Below are 6,554 nucleotides of genomic sequence, written 5' to 3'. Positions count from 1 at the left end.
CACCCAGAGGGTGCGGCCCAACGGTTGCTTCAGCTCTGCCAAGCGCAGTGCTTAGGCGGAGACGACCTCGATGTTGACCTGAGCGGCAACCTCGGGGTGCAGACGCACGGACGTCGCGTGGGCGCCCAGCGTCTTGATCGGCGCGCCGAGCTCGACACGACGCTTGTCGATCTTCGGACCACCAGCGGCCTCGATCGCCGAAGCGACGTCAGCCGGGGTGACGGAACCGAAGAGACGACCGGCGTCGCCGGAGCGGACGGCCAGACGGACCTTGACGCCCTCGAGCTTGGCCTTGACCTCGTTGGCCTGCTCGATGGTCGCGATCTCGTGGATCTTGCGAGCACGACGGATCTGCTCGACGTCCTTCTCGCCACCCTTGGTCCAGCGGATCGCAAAGTTCCGCGGGATCAGGTAGTTACGGGCGTAGCCGTCCTTGACGTCTACGACCTCGCCGGCGGCGCCGAGGCCGGAGACCTCGTGGGTGAGGATGATCTTCATTAGTCGGTCACCCTTCCCTTATCGCGCGGTGGACGTGTAGGGCAGCAGCGCCATCTCACGGCTGTTCTTCACGGCCGTGGCGACGTCACGCTGGTGCTGCGTGCAGTTGCCGGTCACGCGGCGGGCACGGATCTTGCCGCGGTCGGAAATGAACTTCCGCAGCATGTTCGTGTCCTTGTAGTCCACGTACGTGACCTTGTCCTTGCAGAATGCGCAGACCTTCTTCTTAGGCTTGCGCACAGGCGGCTTCGCCATGTGTTCTCTCCTGTTTGATCAAGAAGTGTGGGAACGGCCCACCCTTGGCCCTGAGGCCTAGAAGGGGGGCTCGTCCGAGTAGCCGCCGCCAGAGCCGCCGGAGCCGCCGGAGCTTCCGCCCCAGCCACCGCCGCCGCCCTGCTGCTGGCCGCCGCTGGCCGGCGCACCGGTCGCCCAGGGGTCGTCGGCGGGAGCACCGCCGCCACCCTGCTGCTGACCGCCACCGGAGCCGCCGCCCCAGTTGCCGCCGCCCTGCTGCTGGCCGCCACCGCCGCCGCCGAATCCGCCGCCCTGGCCGCCTCGACCGGTGGTCTTGGTGACCTTGGCCGTGGCGTTCTTCAGGCTGGCGCCGACTTCCTCGACGTCCAGCTCGTAGACCGTGCGCTTGATGCCCTCACGGTCCTCGTAGGACCGCTGCTTCAACCGGCCCTGCACGACGACGCGCATGCCTCGCTGAAGCGACTCCGCGACGTTCTCCGCCGCCTGACGCCAGACCGAGCAGGTGAGGAAGAGGCTCTCGCCGTCCTTCCACTCATTGGTCTGACGGTCGAAGGTGCGGGGAGTGGACGCGACACGGAACTTCGCGACCGCCGCACCGGACGGGGTGAAGCGCAGCTCGGGGTCGTCGACAAGATTGCCGACTACCGTGATGACGGTCTCGCCTGCCATGGGGGAACCTCTCGGCGGGTTTGCTGCTGGCTGCTTTTGCTGCTGCTACTCGGATCCCGAGTACCGCTGAGCTAGGAAGCTCAGTGGGTCTCGGGACGGAGGACCTTGGTCCGGAGGACCGACTCGTTCAGGTTCATCTGGCGGTCGAGCTCCTTGACGACCGCAGGCTCGGCCTGCAGGTCGATGACCGAGTAGATGCCCTCGGGCTTCTTCTTGATCTCGTACGAGAGACGACGACGGCCCCAGGTGTCGACCTTCTCGACCTTTCCGTTGCCCTCACGGACGACGGAAAGGAAGTTCTCGATCAACGGGGAGACAGCGCGCTCCTCGAGATCGGGGTCGAGGATGACCATCACTTCGTAGTGACGCATGTGGAACCCACCTCCTTTGGACTCAGCGGCCACGGTCGTTCCGTGGCAGGAGGGTCGTGATGCGTACGCAACGGTATCGGCAGCCACTGACAATCGGGCTTCTCGATCAGTAGGCCGATCGGGAGTCCCTGCCATGGCCTGGGCAGACACCGGTGCAGACGGTACACAGTACCCGCACCCGGGCTTCCGGTTGAAATCCGGCGGCCGGCGGGGAGAATCTGTACACATCGGGTGTGCATGGCGCTACGATGCGCCGCCTTACGCAGGAGGTGCCTTATGGCACAGACATTGCGACCGAACACCGCTGGTTCCCTCTTCGCCACGGACGGCAAGGGCCATCCCATGCAGGACGCGCTGCTCGGCGTGACCCTGGTCCTGGGCGTGGTCGCCTTCGTCACGGCGATGTTCCACAACCTCCACCTGCTCAGCTCATGGGCCGGTCTGGCGGGGATCGCCACGGGCGTTTGGGGACATGTCATTTCCGAGACGACTCGCGAGCGCTTCGGTCTGATCCTCGGCCTGGGCGCCTCGGCAGTCGGATTCTTCCTGGGCATGGCCCACGGCGGACTCTTCGGCGGGCTCTGGTAGCCACCCCTCGACGCCCCCGCCGGGCATAGGCCGGGGGCGTAGGTCCCGTACGCCCAGACGGGGCGCTCTCGGGGCACAGTAGGCTTCGGCGCGAGAGCCGGAGCCCCTGTACCCATGGGGACACACCAGCCCGAGGAGCGCCCCGAATGAGTCTGACCCTGAGGACCATCAGTCGCGAGCAGCATCTGGCGTATATCCAGAGCCTGCCGTCGGCAAGTCATTGCCAGGTCCCGGCATGGGCGGATGTGAAGAGTGAATGGCGTTCGGAGAACCTGGGCTGGTTCGACGACCGGACCGGCGAACTCGTCGGCGCGGGCCTGGTGCTCTACCGGCAACTGCCCAAGGTGAAGCGATACCTGGCCTACCTGCCCGAGGGCCCGGTCATCAATTGGTACGCACCGAACCTGGACGACTGGCTGCAGCCGATGCTCGCGCATCTGAAGCGGCAGGGCGCTTTCTCCGTGAAGATGGGCCCGCCGGTCGTCATCCGGCGCTGGGACGCTCCCGCGATCAAGTCGGGCATCCAGAACCCCGAGGTGAAGCGCCTGCGGGACGTGGAGGCCTCGCACATCGAGCCGCGTGCCTTCGAAGTCTCCGACCGGCTGCGGAAGATGGGCTGGCAGCAGGGCGAGGACGGCGGCGCCGGCTTCGGTGACGTACAGCCGCGTTACGTCTTCCAGGTGCCGCTGGCCAATCGCTCCCTGGACGAGGTCCTCAAGGGCTTCAACCAGCTGTGGCGACGCAACATCAAGAAGGCCGAGAAGGCCGGCGTCGAGGTCGTCCAGGGCGGTTACGAGGACCTCGCCGAGTGGCAGCGCCTCTACGAGATCACCGCGATCCGCGACAAGTTCCGGCCGCGGCCGCTGGGCTACTTCCAGCAGATGTGGCGGGCCCTCAACTCCGAGGACCCCAACCGCATGCGGCTGTACTTCGCGCGGCACAACGGCGTGAACCTGTCCGCGGCGACGATGCTCGTCGTCGGCGGGCACGTCTGGTACTCCTACGGCGCGTCGGACAACATCGGCCGTGAGGTCAGGCCCTCGAACGCGATGCAGTGGCGGATGCTCCGCGACGCCTACGCGCTCGGCGCCACCGTCTATGACTTGCGGGGCATCTCCGACTCTCTGGACGAGACGGACCACCTGTTCGGACTGATTCAGTTCAAGGTGGGCACGGGTGGAGAGGCTGTCGAGTACATCGGTGAGTGGGACTTCCCGCTCAACAAGCTGCTCCACAAGGCGCTCGACATCTACATGTCGCGCCGCTGACCTCGCCGACCCGGCACAATTCACTGAGCCACAAATAGTCTTCATACCTCTGATACACCGCAGCCACGAGAAAGGTTCCGGGATCCGGCCATGGCGCTCACGCTCTATGTCGACACCGCGCGCTGGCGGGCACACCACAAGCACGTGCTGGAGCAGTTCCCGGGAATCGTCCCGGTCTGCAAGGGCAACGGCTACGGCTTCGGCCATGAGCGCCTCGCGGAGGAAGCGACCCGCTTCGGCTCCGACGTCCTCGCCGTCGGCACCACGTACGAAGCCGCCCGGATCAAGGACTGGTTCAGCGGTGATCTGCTGGTCCTGACCCCGTTCCGGCGGGGCGAGGAGCCGGTGCCGCTGCCCGACCGCGTCATCCGCTCCGTGTCGTCCCTGGACGGCGTACACGGCCTCGTGGGCGCCCGCGTCGTCATCGAGGTCATGTCCTCGATGAAGCGGCACGGCGTGAGCGAGCAGGAGCTCTCACAGCTGCACGCGGCCATCGAGGACGTACGGCTCGAGGGCTTCGCGATCCACCTGCCGCTGGACCGCACCGACGGCTCGGACGCCGTCGAGGAGGTCATCGGCTGGATGGACCGGCTGCGTGCCGCCCGCCTTCCCCTGCACACGATGTTCGTCAGCCACCTCAAGGCCAACGAACTCGCCCGCCTGCAGCAGCAGTTCCCCCAGACGCGCTTCCGCGCGCGCATCGGTACGCATCTGTGGCTGGGTGACCACGAGGCCACCCAGTACCGCGGCGCCGTCCTGGACGTCACACAGGTGACCAAGGGCGACCGCTTCGGCTACCGCCAGCAGAAGGTCGCCTCCGACGGCTGGCTGGTCGTCGTCGCGGGCGGCACGTCGCACGGTGTCGGCCTGGAGGCCCCGAAGGCGCTGCACGGCATGGTGCCGCGCGCGAAGGGCGTGGCCCGCGCGGGCCTCGCGACGGTCAACCGCAACCTGTCGCCGTTCGTATGGGGCGGCAAGCAGCGCTGGTTCGCCGAGCCGCCGCACATGCAGGTGTCCATCCTCTTCGTGCCCTCGGACGCGCCCGAGCCGAAGGTGGGCGAGGAGCTGGTGGCCCATCTGCGGCACACCACCACCCAGTTCGACCGCATCGTCGACCGCTGATCGCAGCCGGACCGAGCACAGGCCGAAGGGCCGGGAGCGACAACCGTCGATCCCGGCCCTTCGGTCTTTCCCGGCCGCCTCTGCGCCAGCCTGTTCGCTCAGGGTGAAACGTCCGTCGGCGCCGCTCCCCAGCGCACCGGCGCCCCTTCGGTGGAGTGCACCGCGTGCCGCGGCGGATGAGCCGCCTGCCCGAGGACGAAGACGTCCGGTGCGCCGTCCAGGACGCCCCCTGAGGGGTCGTCGTCGCCGGACCGCCGTACCGGGTCTCTCTCCGGCATCAGGATGTCGCGTACGACCATGACGCACAGGTACAGCGTCCCCAGCAGGTGGACCGCGATGGCGAGCTGATATCCCTCGGTCGGCAGGCCCTTGTGGGCGTCTCCGCTCGTCGTGTACGCGAGGTACAGCCAGATCCCCAGGAAGTACGCCACCTCGCACGCCTGCCAGATCAGGAAGTCACGCCAGCGCGGACGGGCCAGCGCGGCGAGGGGGATGAGCCACAGTACGTACTGCGGCGAGTAGACCTTGTTGGTGAGGATGAACGCGGCGACCACCAGGAAAGCGAGCTGCGCGAAGCGCGGGCGGCGCGGCGCGGTCAGACCCAGCGCGCCGACTCCGAGGCAGGCCAGGAGCATCATCGCCGTCGCCAGAGTGTTGACCGTGTCCGTGGACAGCGGGTCGTCCATGCGCTGGGAGAGGATCAGCCAGATCGAGCCGAAGTCGACGCCCCGCTCCTGGCTGAACGTATAGAACTTCGCCCAGCCCTCTCGGATGTGGAAGCCCGTCGAGTCGTGCGTGATCATGACGGGCAGGTTCACCACGAGCCAGGCGCCCACCGCGGCCCCGGCGGTCATGAAGAAGGCCCGCCAGCGTCCCGCCCGCCAGCACAGGATGAGCAGCGGCCCCAGGAGCAGCGCCGGATAGAGCTTGGCGGCGGTGGCCAGGCCGAGCAGGACCCCCGCGGAGAGCGCCCCTCTGCGGGCCCACATCAGCATCGCGGCGGCCGTGAGAGCGACGGCGAACAGATCCCAGTTGATGGTGGCGGTCAACGCGAAGGCGGGCGCCAGGGCGACCATCAGGCCGTCCCAGGGGCGGCGCCGGTGAGTGCGGGCGACACAGACAGCGATGACCGCCGTGCAGGCCATCAGCATGCCCGCGTTGACCATCCAGTAGAACTTCTCCTGGTGCTGGATGCTGCCGCTGCCCGGTGTCAGCCAGGAGGCCACTTCCATGAACACACCGGTGAGCACCGGGTACTCGAGGTACTCCATGTCACCCGGCAGCTTGTCGAAGTAGGGCACGAGCCCGTCGGCGAAGCCACGCCCCTGGTAGAGGTGCGGGATGTCCGAGTAGCAGGCGTGCGTGTACTGCGAGCTCGCGCCCTGGAACCAGGCGCCGTCGTAACACGGCAGCTTCTGCACCATGCCGAGCGCGAACATTCCGATGGCAATGAGCGCGATGACGCGTACGGGGGTCCACCATGTCGCCGCGTACAGCACTCTGCGGCCGATGGGTCCGCCGATCAGCTCGCTGCCGGCCGCGGCGACCTCATCCTCCTTGGTCGGCCGTACGGGCTCCGGCTGTTGTGCACTAGTGGTCTTGTGCACGCTCGTGCGCGTCGTCTCTGCACTGGGCATGCCGCACATCCTGCCGTACGCACCTGAGAACACGGAGAGGGCCGCCACACCGGTGCGGTGTGGCGGCCCTCCTCAGCCTTCATCGGCGCTCCCCGGCGCATGTTTCACGTGAAACCGTACGTTTCACGTGAAACACCCGCACGGGG

The 6,554-nt window shown here is 67.4% G+C and carries 8 protein-coding genes; 3 read left to right on the top strand and 5 right to left on the bottom strand.

What is annotated here, in order from left to right; all coding sequences use genetic code 11:
- Positions 1-51: 51 nt before the first annotated feature.
- The 4 genes from rplI to rpsF form a co-directional block, all read right to left on the bottom strand.
- Positions 52-498, bottom strand: coding sequence for a 50S ribosomal protein L9 (rplI, locus tag ACWFR3_RS36820; protein WP_361385532.1), 447 nt, complete (start codon positions 496-498; stop codon positions 52-54).
- An 18-nt stretch (positions 499-516) separates the two neighbouring features.
- On the bottom strand, positions 517-753 hold the full coding sequence (gene rpsR, locus ACWFR3_RS36815) for a 30S ribosomal protein S18 (protein ID WP_003949403.1): 237 nt from the start codon (positions 751-753) through the stop codon (positions 517-519).
- Positions 754-810: 57 nt separating this feature from the next.
- Positions 811-1,422 (bottom strand): single-stranded DNA-binding protein, encoded by a 612-nt coding sequence (locus tag ACWFR3_RS36810; RefSeq protein WP_453739047.1) that lies wholly within the window; start codon positions 1,420-1,422, stop codon positions 811-813.
- 80 nt (positions 1,423-1,502) lie between these two features.
- The gene (gene rpsF, locus ACWFR3_RS36805; protein WP_006604399.1) at positions 1,503-1,793 is read right to left on the bottom strand and encodes a 30S ribosomal protein S6; all 291 of its coding nucleotides are present in this window, start codon (positions 1,791-1,793) and stop codon (positions 1,503-1,505) included.
- A gap of 276 nt (positions 1,794-2,069) precedes the next feature.
- Here rpsF and ACWFR3_RS36800 point away from each other — a divergent pair, with 276 nt between their 5' ends.
- The 3 genes from ACWFR3_RS36800 (at position 2,070) to ACWFR3_RS36790 (ending at position 4,771) form a co-directional block, all read left to right on the top strand.
- Positions 2,070-2,381, top strand: a complete 312-nt coding sequence (locus ACWFR3_RS36800; protein ID WP_453739046.1) for a hypothetical protein — start codon at positions 2,070-2,072, stop codon at positions 2,379-2,381.
- A 146-nt stretch (positions 2,382-2,527) separates the two neighbouring features.
- Positions 2,528-3,649: a lipid II:glycine glycyltransferase FemX gene (locus ACWFR3_RS36795; protein WP_190082969.1), complete on the top strand. Its 1,122-nt coding sequence runs from the start codon at positions 2,528-2,530 to the stop codon at positions 3,647-3,649.
- A gap of 90 nt (positions 3,650-3,739) precedes the next feature.
- Entirely contained in the window at positions 3,740-4,771 is a 1,032-nt protein-coding gene (locus ACWFR3_RS36790; RefSeq protein WP_363210315.1) for an alanine racemase, read from the top strand.
- Between the two features lie 98 nt (positions 4,772-4,869).
- Here the strand turns inward: ACWFR3_RS36790 and ACWFR3_RS36785 are convergent, their stop codons facing one another.
- Complete coding sequence (locus tag ACWFR3_RS36785; protein ID WP_453739045.1) at positions 4,870-6,417, bottom strand: glycosyltransferase family 87 protein; 1,548 nt, start codon at positions 6,415-6,417, stop codon at positions 4,870-4,872.
- Positions 6,418-6,554 lie beyond the last annotated feature (137 nt).

The sequence above is a fragment of the Streptomyces sp. NPDC055189 genome, assembly GCF_053606765.1.
Note: the sequence above shows the minus strand (reverse complement) of the source record. Positions and strands in the feature narration are given on the sequence as shown.